Consider the following 224-nt stretch of genomic DNA (forward strand, 5'->3'; position numbering starts at 1 on the left):
GAACGGAGACCAGATCGGTGCTGGTGTCGCGGAGTAACTGCACGGCGCCGTTGGGATCAAGCACCTGCAGGGTGGTGTTTGTGGTCGGGGGTGGAGTTGTGGTCGATGTTGTTGTGGTTGTCATCGTCGTGCCGTTGGCATCGACCATGAACTGCTGCTGGGCTTGTTGTCCTTGTGTGGTGGTGGTGCCGAAGACGGCACCTGAGGACACCCAGTTCCAATTG

At 58.9% G+C, this 224-nt stretch carries 1 protein-coding gene; it reads right to left on the minus strand.

All coding sequences use genetic code 11. The features are described from left to right. On the minus strand, window positions 1-224 hold a 224-nt coding region (locus KUG43_RS16770), incomplete at both ends, for a hypothetical protein (RefSeq protein ID WP_216910967.1).

Source organism: Synechococcus sp. CCY 0621 (genome assembly GCF_019038465.1).
Lineage (GTDB): Bacteria > Cyanobacteriota > Cyanobacteriia > PCC-6307 > Cyanobiaceae > Cyanobium.